Source organism: Sphingobacterium sp. UBA1897, assembly GCF_002337775.1.
Classification (GTDB): Bacteria; Bacteroidota; Bacteroidia; order Sphingobacteriales; family Sphingobacteriaceae; genus Sphingobacterium; species Sphingobacterium siyangense.
Genome location: NZ_DDGR01000019.1, coordinates 1 through 17,450, shown reverse-complemented (window position 1 = coordinate 17,450; position 17,450 = coordinate 1). Strand labels below are relative to the sequence as shown.

The 17,450-nt window shown below is 44.5% G+C and carries 11 protein-coding genes; 4 read left to right on the top strand and 7 right to left on the bottom strand.

What is annotated here, in order from left to right; translation table 11 throughout:
* Nucleotides 1-436 precede the first annotated feature (436 nt).
* A complete protein-coding gene (locus tag B4N43_RS11045) occupies nt 437-649 on the top strand; it encodes a hypothetical protein (RefSeq protein ID WP_075993573.1) in 213 nt (70 codons plus the stop codon).
* Between the two features lie 89 nt (nt 650-738).
* Here the strand turns inward: B4N43_RS11045 and B4N43_RS11040 are convergent, their stop codons facing one another.
* Nucleotides 739-1,662 (bottom strand): hypothetical protein, encoded by a 924-nt coding sequence (locus tag B4N43_RS11040; protein ID WP_248932091.1) that lies wholly within the window; start codon nt 1,660-1,662, stop codon nt 739-741.
* A gap of 234 nt (nt 1,663-1,896) precedes the next feature.
* Here B4N43_RS11040 and B4N43_RS11035 point away from each other — a divergent pair, with 234 nt between their 5' ends.
* Complete coding sequence (locus tag B4N43_RS11035) at nt 1,897-2,376, top strand: hypothetical protein (protein ID WP_248932092.1); 480 nt, start codon at nt 1,897-1,899, stop codon at nt 2,374-2,376.
* A gap of 75 nt (nt 2,377-2,451) precedes the next feature.
* On the opposite strand, the gene B4N43_RS11030 is transcribed toward B4N43_RS11035, so the two are convergent.
* Complete coding sequence (locus tag B4N43_RS11030; protein WP_075993576.1) at nt 2,452-5,853, bottom strand: family 43 glycosylhydrolase; 3,402 nt, start codon at nt 5,851-5,853, stop codon at nt 2,452-2,454.
* Between the two features lie 254 nt (nt 5,854-6,107).
* Here B4N43_RS11030 and B4N43_RS11025 point away from each other — a divergent pair, with 254 nt between their 5' ends.
* Nucleotides 6,108-8,837 carry a DUF5695 domain-containing protein gene (locus tag B4N43_RS11025; protein ID WP_286734663.1) on the top strand — a complete coding sequence of 910 codons (2,730 nt, stop codon included), beginning with the start codon at nt 6,108-6,110 and terminating at the stop codon, nt 8,835-8,837.
* Between the two features lie 152 nt (nt 8,838-8,989).
* Here B4N43_RS11025 and B4N43_RS11020 read toward each other — a convergent pair whose 3' ends face one another.
* From B4N43_RS11020 to B4N43_RS11000, 5 genes are all read right to left on the bottom strand, one after another.
* On the bottom strand, nt 8,990-9,646 hold the full coding sequence (locus B4N43_RS11020; RefSeq protein WP_248932096.1) for a response regulator transcription factor: 657 nt from the start codon (nt 9,644-9,646) through the stop codon (nt 8,990-8,992).
* A gap of 84 nt (nt 9,647-9,730) precedes the next feature.
* On the bottom strand, nt 9,731-10,519 hold the full coding sequence (locus B4N43_RS11015) for a CheR family methyltransferase (RefSeq protein WP_286734658.1): 789 nt from the start codon (nt 10,517-10,519) through the stop codon (nt 9,731-9,733).
* Nucleotides 10,520-10,554: 35 nt separating this feature from the next.
* A complete protein-coding gene (locus tag B4N43_RS11010; RefSeq protein WP_286734656.1) occupies nt 10,555-10,929 on the bottom strand; it encodes a response regulator in 375 nt (124 codons plus the stop codon).
* Between the two features lie 20 nt (nt 10,930-10,949).
* Nucleotides 10,950-14,570, bottom strand: a complete 3,621-nt coding sequence (locus B4N43_RS11005; protein WP_286734654.1) for a response regulator — start codon at nt 14,568-14,570, stop codon at nt 10,950-10,952.
* A gap of 137 nt (nt 14,571-14,707) precedes the next feature.
* Nucleotides 14,708-16,423, bottom strand: coding sequence for an FAD/NAD(P)-binding protein (locus tag B4N43_RS11000; protein ID WP_286734653.1), 1,716 nt, complete (start codon nt 16,421-16,423; stop codon nt 14,708-14,710).
* Nucleotides 16,424-16,630: 207 nt separating this feature from the next.
* Between B4N43_RS11000 and B4N43_RS10995 the strand changes: the two genes are divergently transcribed.
* Nucleotides 16,631-17,098 carry a PA2169 family four-helix-bundle protein gene (locus tag B4N43_RS10995; protein ID WP_075994905.1) on the top strand — a complete coding sequence of 156 codons (468 nt, stop codon included), beginning with the start codon at nt 16,631-16,633 and terminating at the stop codon, nt 17,096-17,098.
* Nucleotides 17,099-17,450 lie beyond the last annotated feature (352 nt).

The window sequence follows — 17,450 nt, the reverse complement described above, 5'->3', positions numbered from 1 at the left end:
TTAAAAATTCACTATTGCATTTACTGGATCATTTATTTAAAATGAACTGGCTTTTCGCCAATTGGTTACAAAGCAAAGCTATTGCTTTCAACAAAATCGCTTTGCAACGAATATTTAAAAGAAGGGTAAAAATGTTTAAAAGCTGTTATCGAAGACCATTGCCATTACTTTTGGATATCGATCCAGAACCTATCTTGAGATCAAAACAGGAAACCTACTGGAGATATCATTTTGAGAGATCTATAGAAATGCGGTGATTAAGTAGCCAAGCGAAAACAGTTTAACAAAAAAAAGCAACATTAATTTATAATCTTTTGAAGAAATATTAAAAATATTTCACATCTTTGAATTGACTTATGCAATCGATTGAATTGGCCATTTAACGCATATTTTGGATAGTTTATCCGACCTATTTTTTAAAGAAAAACCAAACTTAATGGAATATTTTTCGCTATTGAAACACCATTCCGATGAAATCATCAAATTCATCGCTAATTGCGGTATATTTTCCTTACTCCTCAAAAATGGTAAGGTGATCCATTTTATACCGGACGACCCGGATCATTTTACCGAATGGCTCCATAGGAAAGGCATCAAAAATATTAAAAAATCACAATCTGTCACTATTGAGGAAGAGATTCCCGTATAAACGAATAACGGAATAATCGTATTCCTAGATAAAAAGAATTTGCTTAACGGCCGAAAATAGTACAATATTAACCAATTGAACCCTTACCCTCATTCCAGTGTATGAATGGCCAGTATTAAACTTCGCATATCCTGCTGAATAGAACGTATGGTCGCCTGCAATTCATTGTGCATATTGGCTAGATCATGTAGTTCCTCGGCTGCAAAAGTTCCACCATTCTTAAAATAAAGCTGCTGCAGGGGACTATCCGGTTCATCGTCCAAACCATATTGCAGCCAGCGCTGCCGCATTGTTTCTATCAGTGACGAGTTTTCAGCGTTGCTAAATTTTTTCTCGGATAAAATTCCCCAAACTGAGCTTGGGTAGATCTGCGCCTTATTATTTTGATACCAAATACTTTCAAGCATATTACGTTGCAGCTGCATCTTGACCTTTTTGCCTTTTGGGTTCAGTGTCATAAATCCCAATACGGCGGTACCGACCCCGCCAGCGATGCTCAACCCATTGTTGAGGCCATCATTTTTGACCGTTGTTGCAGTAACCGCTGTCACCGCTCCCAGAAGTATAGAAGCCACCGTCAAACGGGTCTGCGTTTTCGCATTCAGTTCGTCTATATATCCTGCGAGCTTATCGATACGCTCACCGTTACAGTCCAACTCCGCTGCAATGGCATTCAGTTCTGTCTCAAACAGCATGTACCTTTCAGTCATCTTTTGCCTTGCCGCCAATTTCAGTGTAGCACTATTCGCAGTCCCCAAATACTGGATAATGGGTTCTGCAAGATTGAGGTATTTGATCAGCACAAAATCATGGTAAGAAAAAATTTTCCTTATCTGGATACTATCCGAGGCAGCGATTTCCTGTATTGGAATTGATGTATAGGCCACATTTGGCGCACAGTAGTTTGTTGTCAACGTATGTACCTGAACATTGTTGATCAAGGTCGAACAGGCTGTCAACAGCAATATGGACAAAAAGAGAAAAGATCTGATCGTTAGAAGAAGTATTTTCATTACCTGAGGTTATGCCTTAATTTTTACAACAATAACCTTTTCAGAATGTTTTTGCCCCACCTATTTACTTTTTTGGAAAACAAAAAGAAGGCCCTATATTTTTTTGAAAATCCGCACAACAGGTCGATCACTCCATATTTTTTTAATATATTTAAAATGAAAACAGGAACCCATTGTATACAGATACAATGCGGGTGCAAAATATACGAGCCTAGCAACATCAAAAGACCATTTATGAACAAAACCCTTTTTCGGAACCTATTTATTGTATTATCATTCGTTGTGATACTCTTGCCCATTTACCCATCTATGCGGTCGTATTTCAGCAAAACATGTATTACCGAAAAATATGGAGTCAATTACAACGAGCAACGCAAAAAGCTGGGGCTGCATCCCATTCCAGCTAGCTGGGGCAGAAGGAACCTTGATTCCTGCATCATCTGGTATAATCCGAGCGGCAATATAGGGCATCGCTGGAAAAACATCTATTTTAAAGGCTGCAGTATCAAAAAAGAACTCGATCTTTTTTCTTTCGGATATGATGCCGAAAAAAGACAATATACCAAGGTATTGGAAGTGACGACAGATTATGATTTACAGGAGAAAGTGTTGGATATCCGCTATAAAGTGCTGACCGCATCATACAGTAAACAGATCGAAAAAAAAGAAGCTGACTCATTGATCAGCTCTTTAGCGCTAAATGACTCCAAGTGATCCTTCTTCAGTAAACTTTCGATAAAAAACGGTATTGAACAATGTTCAATACCGTTTTTTATGGACATATCATTTTTACTTCCAGATACGAAGTCTTTCAAATTCACCATAACCTAACTGGTTGTTACCGGCAATCTGATAAAGTCCGACGCGCAGTCTTTTGCCGTTCAGATCGGGGCGTAGAAACGGTGTTCCGGGAAGATCCTTCCAGTCCATGCCATCTCCCGAGCAACGCAAAAAGAAATAATTACCGATCTTCTGAACCTGAAGGTAGGGCGAAAAATTTAGGCCGGTTCCTGTATTCTCTTCCTGAAAAATCTGTGGGCCGATGCTCCGCGAAAGATTGCCCAGGTTCCATCCCGTCAAAATACAATTGGTGATGTAGGCATCCTTACTATCCACGCGTTGAATCATGATACCGGCTTCACTTGATGTACGTGCTTTGCGGGCCAAGCCTGCCACATCGCTTATCTTAACCTCTAGCGTGAAATCTCCCTCCAGCTCTTTATAAACAAAGGGGGCCAGAAGGTCTGCATCACCCCATTTTGTATTTTTGGACTGGATTTTCCAGGTTCCATTCAAGTAGGAAAGCGCTGTCTGTGTACTGTCGGTTCTTTCACTGTATTGATAACCATCCCAGAAAGGAATTTTCTGATCCTTGGCGGAATAGCTTTCATCGTGTGCTGGCTGTACCAATTGCGGCCTTTTCGCCGAAACCCCTTCCACTACCGGCTTACTGACATGGCCAAAGGCATCCTTTGCCAGAACTTCGATGGATTTTCCAGGTTCGAATGATTTAAAGAGATGGTAAGACTGTTGCTTCCAGCCTGAACTTTCGCCCTCAGAACGGAAGAGATACCACATTCCCGCTTGCTTTTCGACCTGTACAAATACCTGATCCGCATTGATCAGGTGCGGCGGAGAAAGCACCTGCGGAACATACCCGTCCAGCCCATTGGCCAAGCCTGCTTTCCACTGACTGAACTTTGCGTTTATCTCATCCGATGTTAAGGTGCCAGAATAGGCGCGAAAGAAATGAAATGGATAAGCCAGTTCAATGCTAGTCTTATTTACCCCCAGCAGTTTTTCAGAAAACACCCGCTTTTCAGCCTTCCCATTGCGATAAAAGCGCTTTTTTCCTTTATCATGCACAAACAAAGCATGCTGCCAGGCAGCGCCGTCGTACCAGTCAAAATCCAGCGTATACTGCTGCTGACGAAGAATGTCCGTTAGCGCCGCACTTTCAAAAGCCTTACCTTTCAATGCCAATCTATTTCCCGCTACCACCACCTCCGCATCGTCAAGCGCCACTAAGGTATCCTTTGCTGTTCCCTGGTTCCGCAAAGTACTGAGCTTTCCGAGATTTAAATCGTCAGTTTGCAGCCCAAAGAAATCCGATTTCGGGACTTCATTGGCCAAACTGGCCACTTCCTCCTCATCCAAGCTCGTATTATATACCTGCAAACTGGATACATAGCCCGAAAAATACTGATCTAGCACATCCGAAGCTCCCAGGACAAAAACATCTCCGGGCCTGACAAACAGCATCCTATTTTCCCTGCGTTGCAGCTTTCCGTCCACATAAATAGATTCCTGATAGCCGTCAAAAGAAAATACAATATGATGCCATATATTTGCGCCTGGAACCGATGCATATCCCAAATCAGGCCAGGAGCCATGCGTGATGGCCCCACGTCCGGGATCAGTACCATAACCAAAAATTGCTTTGCTGAGATCCTGCTGCCCCGACGACCAGGCAACCAACTGTTCAAACCTGGCGATGTCCGGATTATTAACCCATAGCGCAATACTATAAGAACTATTTGTAGCCAACGACTGTGGCACAGTGAAAGTCGAGCGCAATGCGGTAGCTCCATCAAAGAAGAATGCCTTTTTACCCTGATAATTTTTAACGGCCAAGGCATGTTCTGTACTGAACATCCCCCCGAGTAGCCCTTTATTCTGAATACCTTTTACCTGTTGCCCCTCCTGGTAATTGGCCGCATCGATATGGATTAAATTACCCAATGTTATTTCCTTGACGGGCATCGTTTGTGCTGCAGACCACAGCGTCTGTTGTGGAAGCTTTTGTGCATACACTTTCATGTTCCAAACGCCACGAGGAAGTCCATTCACTTGCGTGTTCAATACATGTAATCTAACATATCTTGCCATAGCTTTGCCGTGTTCAACAATAGGACTTGCCCAACGGTCATTATTCGAGCGATCTACAAAGCTTTTCCAGGCAAGACCATCCACAGAGGTTTCGAGTCGGTATTGATAGGCATAAGTTGGGTATTCAAACTGAATGGATATGGTCTGTATATCCAGCTTCTTACCCAGGTCAATAGCTACCCAGGCCGGTCCTTGATTATTTTTGGCACGCCATAGTGTTCCATTGTTGTTGTCGACTAAGAATGCAGGCCTAAAATCTGTATTGTAGTAAGAGGAGGCCTTCACCGTTTTCCCAAAAGCCAAATCGACCGGCCCTGTAACTGTTGGAAGCAAATCTGTCACACCAGCATGTGTGGGCCGCACCGGCTCAATATCGCCGTCAGGCCTAAAGAATAGCTCGTCCATGGCAACCTGACGGTGGAAGCCGCCCCCAGCATGTGGGTTATTATGCCTGTGATAGACGATGAAATAACGATTATCCTGTTCAAGAATACTATGATGTCCCGGACCATGAATACTACCATCCTCGTTTGTAATCAATATCGGATTGGCCGATGGATATTCAAAAGGTCCCATGGGACCGATTTTACTTTTAACATATTGCACACGATAAGTACCATCTTCACAATGCCCCGAGGAGTACATCAGGTAATAGATGCCCTTACGCTTAAACATATAGGGCGCCTCAAAAAAGTCCTTTGCCACAGTATTAGGAATCAATGCTGTTTTTTCGAACGTTTTCATATCCCTGTTGAGTATCCCCACCCCACATCCATGATCGGGGTAGATTCCCCAGGTTCCCCAAAATAGATAGATGCGACCATCATCATCCCGAAAGGTTTGCCCGTCCAGAGTAATTACACCTGGAACCATATAGTTCGGGATCATCGATTTGCCACCGGCTACCAAAGGTTCCCAGGGGCCTGTGGGGCTGTCGGCCACTGCCCCAAAAATTTCTACAGGCTGACTATAATAGAGGTAATATCTTCCGTCGTATCCCTGCGTCATATCAGGAGCCCAGTACCAGTGTGTATTGGGCCAGTTCATGGGTTGAATGGTCCAGTTCTTAAAATCCCTGGATGTCCATACCTGTGATGGCCCTGCTCCCCAACCATTACCATCGGTGGTCGCATAGATATAATACGTATCTGCAATTTTCTTGATGCTCGGGTCCGCAAAATACCCAGGCAACAGTGGATTCAATACATTAGGCTGTTGGTAGGGTTTCAACGGCTGTGCCACCAGCCCTGTAAGCGACATAACCAGTGCAACCAAAATAGCGAAAGAAAAATGATGTTTCATGATAACACAAAGTTTACTGGTACATAAAAAACGATATCGCCATTCAACTAACTTTACAACAAATAAAATCTACGATAAATGTCTATTTAACATTAAATTTATAACTTCGATCATCGCATTACAAATTTTGAGGGCTAATAGGTTAAAAATGGGCTATTGAAGGTTAAAATCTACCCATAAATCGAGGGTACAATCCTTCATCTTTGTAAGAACAATGATCTTCGGCGTATTAAATGAGCAATAACATGTCAAAAATGAATCTTAAAAAAAGCTATTGGATCCTATTTGCGCTCGTATGCACACAGTTGCCAAGCAGCGTATATAGCCAACAGGACGAACACCCCGTATGGAAAGCAGTCAAAGCACAGCAAGCCACTTTAGGTGTAGAAGAGGGTGCCAAAAACTTTACCCTCAAAAACCTCCATGTAGCTATCCTCAATGCATCGCAGACGCTATCTTCTTTTCGCCCCAACGGCGGCGAAAAAGATTTTGACTATACACCTGTTGAGCTCCTGAGCAAAAGAGACCGCAATAAGTTTTTTCATATCGGTGATATCAATATCAGTTTGCGCCGTCAGGGTGATACCCCCTGGACTTCCTACTCATCGGCGGCAGACCGTAAACATGTCATCCCAATAAATCCGGCAAAAAACGATCTTGCAAGCGCAGATATCAGCCCTACGCTCAACAATATTCCGTTGAAGGTTGTACGCAGCTGGCGAGATGACGGAGGCGATCTGATCCTGAGTTTTGAAGTTTCAAATCCCAACGATTATCCCATCGAAATCGGCGCGCTGGGTATCCCACTTCCTTTCAACAACAACATGGATTGGAAAAATCTCGATCAGGCACATGCACAGAATGTCTTTTTCGATCCCTATATCGGCCAAGATGCGGGTTATCTACAGGTCAACCGCCTACATGGCAATGGGCCGAGTCTGTTGGTATTGCCCTATAAAAATGCAGGCTTTGAAGCCTACAATCCGCTCAATACAGACCCTACCCCCCGAAGTATTACCTTTGAGGGATTTCATGAATGGATGATCCACAGTAAGGCCTATGCCGAGACTGATTGGAAAGGCGTAGAACAATGGAATACACCGACTTATACCCTCTTGAAGCCACATGAATCAAAGACCTTTGCCTTAAAATTTGTCCTCGCGCCAAGTATCCGGCAAATTGAATCGGAGTTATTGAAAAACAATAGGCCTGTCGCTGTTGGACTTCCCGGATATGTTGTCCCCATGGACAATCCCGCCAAACTCTTTGTTAAGCACAACAAAGCGGTCAAAAGTGTCAGTGTCTACCCCGAAGGTGCATTGACCCTGACAAAAAAAGGAAGCACCGCACAGCAATGGACCGAATACGAAGTGAAGGGCAACCGTTGGGGACGCGCGCGGCTTACCATCAACTACAGGGATGGCATTACGCAGACGATCCACTATAAAGTAATCAAATCCGAAAAAGAAGTTGTACAGGATCTGGGCCATTTCCTCACCACCAAGCAGTGGTATGAAAATGACAAGGATCTCTTTGGCCGTTCACCATCTGTCATATCCTATGACTATGAAGAACAGCAGCCCATCACCCAAAATAGGAGCGCCTGGTTTGCAGGCCTCAGCGATGAAGCCGGAGCAGCAAGCTGGCTTGCTGCCCTGATGAAACAGGTACTGCAGCCCGATCAACAGGAAATAGCCAAGTTGAAACGTTTTGTCAATGAGACCCTTTATGGTCATATCCAGCATAAAGAAGGCGACAAGAAATATGGGGTTGTCAAAAGCCTTTTTTATTATGAACCAGACTCAATGCCGGCCGGTACCTACCGCTCGGATATCAACTGGAAAACCTGGTCTGCCTGGCCCAAAAAGGAAGCCGATGACATTGGACGATCCTACAATTATCCACATGTTGCAGCAGCACACTGGGTAATGTACAGGCTCGCCCGCAACTACAACAATCTGGTCAATGAAGAAACTTGGGACAAATACCTCGAACGGGCTTACCAGACCAGTATCGCCATGGTCGAAAAAGCGCCTTATTACGCACAGTTCGGTCAAATGGAAGGCAGTATCTTCCTTATCGTACTCAATGATCTCCGTAAGGAAGGATTAACAACGATGGCCGACAAGCTTGAAGCCGCCATGCGCAAGCGGGCAGAGCATTGGAAAACCCTCAATTATCCATTCGGGAGCGAGATGCCATGGGATTCTACAGGTCAGGAAGAGGTATACCTCTGGTCGCGCTTTTTCGGTTTCGACGAAAAAGCTCAAGTGACGCTCAATGCCATCATTGCTTACATGCCTACCGTACCGCACTGGGGTTACAATGGCAGTGCACGCCGCTATTGGGATTTTGTCTACGGCGGCAAGCTCTCCCGTATCGAGCGGCAGCTGCATCATTATGGTTCGGCCCTCAATGCCATTCCCGTCCTTACAGCCTACCGCGACCATCCAGACGACTTCTACCTGCTCCGTATCGGACATGCAGGTATGATGGGTGCATTGGCCAATGTCACAGCCGATGGCTTTGGCCCCGGAGCATTCCACTCCTATCCATCCACACTGGCCAATGACGGCATCTCGGGCGATTATGGAACCGGCTTTTATGGTTATGCCGTCAATTCGGCGACCTACATTGTCGAACATCCCGAATTTGGCTGGCTGGCTTTCAGCGGAAATCTAAAAACCGAAAAACAACAGGTCAAGGTTGCCCTGACTACAGCTTCCAAGGGACGTGTCTTCCTGGCAAAAGAAAATCTTTGGTTGACCACAGATGCCGGAGAAATTGCCGAATTGCACTACGATCAAAAAGACCATAGTGTCACCCTGATCTTCAATAATGAAGCAAAACAAAACAGCACAAATATTCTGCTCAATGTAAATCCCGAAAGCCATTATGAGGTAGAAGGAATAAACAAAGATCCGTTGAATCGCTATGTAATACCCCTATCAACAAAAACAGTAAAATTGAAAAAGCTGAAGTAGAAAAGAATCCGAACAACAGCCTACTAAAACATGGGCTATCTCTTCGCCAGACTCCATGCTAGAAACACAAGCGATCATAAGACTTCAAAAAAACGGGCTTTCATTTAGATGGAAGCCCGATTCAAAACAAAGGCTATTTTTTACGGTTCTATTTAGCTCAGCAGCTTTTGCTGAAATGCAAAACGGATCAGATCGGCCGTATTTTTGCTTTTGGTTTTGTCCATCAGGTTCTGACGGTGCCCTTCGACAGTCCGTTTGCTCAAAAAGATTTTATCCGCAATTTCCACAGCGGTGAAACCCTGCGCAATGAGTTCCAGTACGGCAAATTCCCTTTCTGTGATTTCATACTGCGACAGCCGTGAAGTAACATCAACATTCGCGCTATTCTCAACATCAAAATTTTCCATAAACCGTAGACCGAAATTGGTCATCAGATATTTATGCCCCTGAGATAAACGTAACAATCCAAATAAGATTTCATCATAATCCCCCCCTTTAGATAGATACCCGTCTGCACCACTCCGAAAAGCTTCGGCTACATCAACCGGATCTTCAATCATGGAAAGCACAGCGAACCTAAGATCAGGATATATTTTTTTGGCCATTCGGATGAAACTCACACCATCCATGCCCTGCATATTCAGGTCCGTTAAAACCAGATCCGGCAATGCATTTTGTTCAAGATAGATTAATGCATCCTCTGCACTGTCTACTTCTCCTACCACCGAAAGCTTGTCGTGGGTATCAATAATCAAGCGTATCCCATTTCTTACAAGTCGATGGTCATCAACTAAAAGAATTTTAGTCATTTTTCCTCCAATCCTACCAAGATAATCTATTTTTTTAATTAAGTTATTTTTTAAAATTAGTTCACGTAAAAATCCCCTCCAGTTCTACTTGACCTTTCGCCATATCTTTTCATTACCCACCTGATTATAGTGGGGTGCCAGCGCAGAAAAGCGTAGTGTCTCCTGACTGCCTAAGGCAAGGTAGCCGAATGTTTCGAGGCTTTCATCAAAAAGGGACAATACCCTGGCCTGCAGCTCTGTGTCAAAATAGATCAGCACATTGCGACATAGAATCAGCTGAAAAGCATTAAAAGAAGCATCACTCACCAAGTTGTGAGAAGCAAAAACAATACGTTCCCGCAAAGTGGAATTGAGTTTTACCCAATTATAATTCGCGCTGTAGTACGCTGAAAAATCAGCTTTACCGCCCGAAAGCTGATAATTTTCGACATAGGATTTTAGATTTGCCATCGGGATGACGGCCTTCTTTGCCTGCTCGAGCACCGAGGGGTTGATATCGGTGCCATAGATCAGTGATTTGTGCAAAAGATTCTCTTCTTGCAATAGAATTGCCAGTGAGTACGCTTCCTCACCTGTTGCGCAGCCCGCTATCCAGATGCGGATAAACGGCGAAGTGCGCAATTTGGGAAGAATTTCATGACGCAGATTTGCGAAAAAGCTTGGATCACGAAACATTTCGGTCACATTCACGGTCATCTTTTCAACAAATCGCTGCACATATTCCCGATCGTGAACAACGCGATAACGCAGTTCGGCGAAACTCGTAAAATTATCCAGCAGGCAAAGCTGGTTGATCCGCCGCGACAAGGATGCTTTCGTATAGTGGGTAAAGTCGTAACCATAGAGACGCTCCACATCCTCCATCAGGATCATGACCTGCTCTTGGCTGACAATTTTTTTCCCTGTGGTCATCCCGCTATTTCTCTTATCATCTGCACAAGCAGTTCAATGTCGATCGGTTTCGAGATATAGCCATTTGCTCCTGCAGACAGGCATTTTTCACGATCACCGGTCATAGCTTGTGCCGTTACGGCGATGATAGGCAATTCACTTGCATTCCATGATTGACGGATCAACTTGGTGGCTTCATAGCCGTCTATCTCGGGCATCATCATATCCATGAGGACAAGACTTATGCCTATATGATCTCTTAGCTGGACAAGTCCATCTTCTGCAGACAGACAGCCGATTGCTTGAAAACCTCTTGACTTCAGGGCCAATTTCAACGCAAATATATTGTTCTGATCATCGTCGATGATCAATATGGTTTTGTTCTTATCCATGCTCCTTATTTATTGCGTTATTATTCATACAACCATACACGCAAGAGAGACAATAGCTGATCGATATCCACCGGTTTGGATATATAATCAGACGCTCCCGCGGCAATACATTTTTCCCTATCCCCCATCATTGATTTGGCTGTAACCGCAATAATGGGCATATTTTCGTATCGCTGATCTTTTCGGATCGAAGCAATCGTTTCGTAACCATCCATTTCGGGCATCATCATGTCCATCAGGATCACCGCCACATCCGGATTATCTTCCAGCTGTTTCAGCGCATCTTTTCCGTCCGTTGCCGGCACCACGGTCATCTGATATTTTTCGAGCGCCTTGGTGAGCGAGAAGATATTTCGGATGTCGTCATCCGCTACAAGTACCTTTTTTCCCTGCAGAACATCCTGCAAAAAGCCAAGTCTACCCGGCGATTTGATAGAAGGACCGTTATTTTCTTCTACAAGATGTAGAAATAGACCAACTTCGTCCAATATACGCTGATAGGAATTAGCCGTTTTTACAATGATAGAATCCGCATACCGTTTTAATTTCATTTCCTCTACCTGCGAAAGGTTCTTACCGGTAAATACAATAATCGGCAAATTTTCAAGGCCTTGGTTTCGTTTTACGGCTTCCAATGTCTCGTAGCCAACACGGTCTGGAACCCCCATATCAAGGATCACACAGTCGGCAGTGTCTGAACTCAGCGCCACAATGCTATCTTCTACATTGCTCTTGATCTCCGAGGCAATGTCAAAACTCTCGAGGAAGAGCGACAGCGCCGCAGCATGTTTGGGATTTTCTTCAACGATCAATACTTTTTTGGGATGCCGCGTGAGGGCATCTTCTATTTTACGGAACATATCGCCCATCTGCTCCAATGCCATCGGTTTATTGATAAAGTCTATGGCGCCCTGAAGCAGGCTTTCTCTTTTAACCTGTAAAGAAGACATAATATGCACAGGTATATGTCGAGTCTTGGGGTTTTCCTTGATCTCAGCCATTACCTGCCAGCCATCTTTAAGTGGAAGCTGAATATCCAATAAGACCGCCAACGGCATATAACGTGCCACCATCTCCGTAGCGATATCACCACGGACGACCACGATACCTTTGTAGTTTTGCTGACGCGTATATTTGAGCAGGATCTTTGCGAACTCAATATCATCTTCAACAATCAAGATAAAACGGTCGCCTGCGACGATGCTATCGCGATCATCCGGAATATCGGCTGGAATAGGAATCTCAGGCATCCTTTCCACGGCCGGCACTGCCACTTGTGAATCTTGCCCCACTACGGCGTGCCCCACCGTTTCAACGTCTGTTTCTCCGATCATTGGTCGCTGCAATTCCGTAGCAAATATGGATGGCATGTTGCCCGAAATCTGCTCCGGAAGGATGAGGCGGAATACACTGCCTTTGTTTTCTTCGCTATCCAGCAAGATTTCGCCACCGAGTAGGCGCGCCAGTTCCCGACTGATCGAGAGCCCTAGTCCAGTGCCCCCAAATTTGCGGCGTGTAGAACCGTCTGCTTGTTGAAAAGCCTCAAAAATCAGATGCTGTTTGTCTTTTGGTATTCCTATTCCAGTATCGCGTACTTCAAATACGATACGGTTTCTCTGCGACTGTTCGCGGTCAATATGCAAGGTAACCTTACCCGAAGCTGTAAATTTGATGGCATTCGACAATAGATTACGTAAAATCTGATCCAGGCGCTGCTTGTCTGTTTCGAGCTGCATCGGCAAACCCTCCGCGGCGCTCATTTCTAATTCGAGCTGCTTATCCGCGGCGATTGGTCCGAACATAGCCGTCAGTCCATTCAGTATATCGGCAAAATTTACAGGCTGTACATCCAGATCCATTTTTCCGGATTCTATTTTGGAAAGATCCAGAATCTCATCTATCAAGGTCAGCAGGCTCTTTCCTGAACTTTGGATCACAGCTGCCGATTCCATCTGCTCTTCATTCAGGTTACCATCCGAATTTTCGGCCATCAAACGGGAAAGTAACAGAATTGAATTGAGCGGTGTACGTAGTTCATGCGACATATTGGCCAAAAACTCAGACTTATAGCGTGTACTTTGCTCAAGCTCTGCCGCCTTTTTCTGAATTTCCTGATTGCGTTCGGCAATTTCAACATTTTTATCTTCCAACAGTTTGGAGCGTTCCTCCAATTCACGGTTAGACTGCATCAGTTCTTCCTGCTGCACACGGAGTTCCTCCTCCGATGCCTGCAATTTATGCGTATGCATTTCGAGGCTCGAATTAAGGGATTCCAATTCGGTATGCTGTGCCTGCAGTTCTTCGGTCTGTGCCTGGGTTTCTTCCAATAGATTCTGCACCACCAGTCTGGCCTGCGCCGCCGCAAGTGTAGTACCTACCTTTTGCACTGCATCTCTAAAAAATGTCAACTGTATGGAAGAAAAAGGCTGTAATGCCCCCAGCTCCATCACACCGATACATTGGTTATCCTCAAAAATAGGCAAGATAAAAAGGTTGTTCACCTGCACCTTTCCGTTGGCAAAACTGATAACATAGCTGCTATTTTCGAGGTTTTCAAATAACTTTTCTTTCTCGTCTTTAAAGACCTGACCGACCATGCCTTCTCCTGGAGCGAAGCGATTATGGTCGGGATTTTCGAGTCCATAGGACCCCCTTAAGACAAGTTCATCCTGTTCCATCAGGTAAATGGCACCATTGACACAGTTGCCATATTTTGTCAGATGGCCGAGCGTAACGGCTGTGAGCTCTTCCTGCTGTTTATTACCCATCAAGAGGTTGCTCAGCTGGGTTAGTCCGGCCTGATGCCAATTGTTATCACTGAGTTCATCAAAAGATGTTTTGAGCGACCTAGCCATTTCGTTGAGGGATCCTGTCAAGCTGCCCAGATCGTCCTGTTCGGCATCCTGAATCTGCATTTCATAATTGCCGGCAGCAATCTCGCGTGCTATACGCTGAGTAATACTCAGTCGGCGCTGGATCTCCTCATCTTTTCGTTTCAGGTCATTCTGCAACTCCTCACGCTTAAAGAAATCTGCCCTGAGGCGGAAGTAAAAAAACAGCGTAATCAGCAACGAAACTGCCGCAGCCAATAAAACAAATATGGAGGTGTATCCCGAAGAGCGTGTAAGTTCATCTGAACGTCGATTGAGCAGCGATTCTTCTTTATCTATGATTTTGCTGATCAACAAACGGCAACTGTCCATATAGGTTTTGCCTTCTTCAAGCTGGGCAACAGAGATCATACCACCTCGTTTTTTGATGTTCACCAAATTCTCTAATCGATTTAGTCGAGACTGAACAAGTGTTGACAGGGTATCAATCACCTGCTGCTGCGCTGGGTTATCAGCCGTAAGATCGTGCGCGCGGCTCAGCGATTGAGGCAAAGACTGAAGACCATTTTTGTAGGGATCGAGAAACTTATCCATCCCCGTCAGCAGGAAGCCGCGCTGGCCCGTTTCTGCATTCTGTAAATCCTGCAAAATTTTATTGACACGGCTCATGACACGGCGACTGTGATCGACCATCGCACTATTATGGATCTGCTTACGGATACTCACATAAGAAGCCGTTGAACTCGCTAACAGGATCAACAGTGAAATTCCAAAACCTACCTGCAGGTTTCTTAAAATAGTTTTAGGCATGCTTTTCAACAATTGAGTTAAGACAATGCCAACTGATGATTTAGATGGCCGCCAAATATAGCAATAGGGAGCTTAAATTAAATCCCGTGTCGCCCGGCCCCAACCATCTTACCGTATTTTAACAAAAACTTACGTATTTATCCCCCTTCAGCAATCTTGCTGGCAATAATAGCCGAGGTAGCGGCGCAAAAATCTAGGCCCGAATAATCCGGATTATAGCCGCCCATGTAAGGTACAGCCATCATGAAAAGACGTTGACTGGCGTTGCCGCTGTGATCTACCAGCCGGAAGCTGTCGTCTATCTTTACCCCGGGTACCTGCAAAAAAATGGCGCCATCCGGAGCTACAAACATATGGTCGTTGCCTGCCAGCATTTGTTCTTTGGCCTGTTCCACCGAACGGAATCGCAGGTAAGCTGGACTGACATTGCCATTGTCGACTAAACTCTTGAAAGGAAATTCTTCAAAGTTCAACGGTCGCTGTCCTACACAATCCACAAATGTCTTATAATGGGTTTTTACTTCTATCCCAGATTCATCGGTATAAAAATAGTTAGCGCCGCGGTCGCTCGCAGGTTCAACCCGACTGTCCGTACCAACATTGACCACTTCCAGCCGACCAGCATCGTGTAGTGCGAGGAGCTCACGACTGGAACTCTGCGGCACAAAAGCGATGACAATGGAAATCAACGGCATCAGTACTTTTTTTAAACGCAGCATATCTTCGGCAGACATATATTTGGCCGGGTAATTCAGGGTAAAGCTCAAGGCAGAAAGCACTTCTTTCCAATAGATAGACTGACGCCTTCTGATAGATTTCAGCGCTTGTTCGTGCTCTTGGCGAAATCCCTCGAAGGCATCTTTCTGTTCCCTTAAACTGAGTACTGCTTCTACAAAGTCTTCCAGGCTGAGCTTTTCCACGATCGCATAAAAGTCGGGATCCTTTTCTTTAAACTGCGCTTTAAAATTACGATCGAACAGAAAATCCAACGACACGAAACCTTCATTTTCAAGTCTGTTAAGCATGAGTTCCTCTTCGGAGATCAAGAGCTTGTTGGCTAGGAAAGGTTCTTCCTGATGGAATCGGATCGCAGGCAGAAGACCACTGCGGGTATGCATCAATAACTTAAAATTTTCACTTCCCGGGTCGATCTGATATCTTAACTCACCTGTCTCCAGCGCCTCAAAAGACCCATTGTGGCGTGCCAGTGTACGGATAGCATCGATTGCCGTGAGCGAAGCGCCACGTAAGCCTACTGCATGGTCTGTTTTTAAGGCGAGCTTTGACGGCGGATAGGGTGATTCAAAATAATGTTCTACATTGCCCTCATACCTGGTTGGCCATTTATGTCCGGTACAGATGATAACCTTGTCTACGATATAGGTATCGGTGCTGCCCACCATGATTTTAACCTGCATCTGGCTATCGAGATCAATGATATCACTGACCTGGCTGCCGAGATGAATCTGTGTTTCTATCCCCTTTCCATCCGCCATCCGTTTCAATAGCATAAACTGCTCCGACAGATAGCGGCCAAGGAGCAGCCGTGGTACCACTTTGTAGCGATTAAAATCGTCAACATCGATGCCATAGCTTCGGAGCGTGGTCTCCGATAAGGATTGAACATAATCCTCAATCGTCGAAACCAGTGCGGGAATTTCATGATCCGAGACATTAGTTAGATGCTCCGATGTAGCACCTTCGTAGCTATAAGGCATCCCTGCCCCCAATTGCTTGCGGGACTCGAAAATAGATACTTTGAGACCGGCTATATTCTTTTCGACCAGTCTCTTGTACATAAACAGGCCACTGGGTCCACCCCCGATAATGGCTACATGAATATTTTGTTGCATAGTTTTCGTTGCGCTGCCTAAAGGACAGTATTCGGTTCTAAGAACAAGGGTAAATTGCAGAAAGTTTTAGGGGCCATTTATTCCCGGACAATAAAAAACGGGATAAATACGGGCCACGATTTAAATACCTGAATCTCGGATTCTGCAAACGATCATCAGGTACCTGCTGTTTTTCGAATAAACAAAATGATAACAAATAAAAATATTATGGAAAACAACATCAACAATCCAGAGATCATCAATGACATTATTAAGATCAACAACGACCGCATCGAGGGTTATAAAAAAGCTATTGATCTAGCGACAAGTCATGGCTTAGATAAACTTATACCAACATTTCAAAAATTCATCGGACAATCGGAAGAATTTATTGCCGAGTTGACACCTTATGTTGAGCTTGAAGGCAAAGAGGCGACGGATAGCACCATGCTGAGCGGCAAGCTTTTCCGCGCCTGGATGGGGATAAAAGTGAATATTACGGGAGATGACGAAAGAAGCCTGCTCGAAACCTGTGAGCAGGGAGAAGATGCCTTCAAATCAACTTATCAAACAGCTTTGGCTGAAGGATCGGAAGAACTTTCGCAAAATGTTCATAGCTTAATCAATACACAGCTCAGCAAACAGCTTGAAGCGCATAATATCATTAAAATGCTGCGCGATAGCAAAACCCTCTAAGATTGAAATAGTAATTTTTCTTTTTCACGAAAAATACCGAAGTGTATATTGCTTCGGTATTTTTTTTATGTCTCGACTTCATCATCGACTCATCTTAGCCAAGAATGTAGCGCCGCTTTTGCTGATTGCTTCCATTTCTCCCGAACAGAGATTGTTGTCGTAACCATAAGCGGAAAAAGGGAATCTGAAAAATCATATATTATAGCAGCATTGACATAAACGGTTAAAAAAAGTAATATTTTACATCACTTGCGTCCTAAACGTTTAAAAAGTGGCGGTGTTTGGATATAGCAAAGTTGCTATATTTAAATTGCAAAATTATAACCCACCGCCATGATAAATTTAAATGTTT